1 protein-coding gene is annotated in these 283 nt (G+C 66.1%); it reads right to left on the reverse strand.

Annotated elements, in window-relative coordinates:
- A partial coding sequence (locus tag CYJ76_RS12095; protein WP_144043126.1) for a hypothetical protein occupies positions 1 to 283 on the reverse strand: 283 nt, incomplete at both ends.

Genomic DNA, 283 nt, shown 5'->3' on the forward strand with positions numbered 1-283 from the left:
AAGGTCGAAGCCCACGCCCGCGATGTGGCCGGACTGCTCGGCGCCCAGCACGTTGCCCGCACCGCGCATCTCCAGGTCCTTCATGGCCACGGCCATACCCGCGCCCAGATCGTTGTTCTGTGCGATAGTTGTCAGGCGGTCGTAGGAGGTCTCGGTCAGCACCTCGCCCTTGGGGTAGAGGAAGTAGGCATAACCGCGCTCGCGGGAACGCCCCACGCGGCCGCGCAGTTGGTGCAGCTGGGATACATCGTCAGCACGTCCACGTGCGTGCGCAGCGACTTGA

Origin of the sequence: Kytococcus schroeteri (assembly GCF_002847825.1) — a bacterium.
Taxonomy (GTDB): Bacteria; Actinomycetota; Actinomycetes; order Actinomycetales; family Dermatophilaceae; genus Kytococcus; species Kytococcus schroeteri.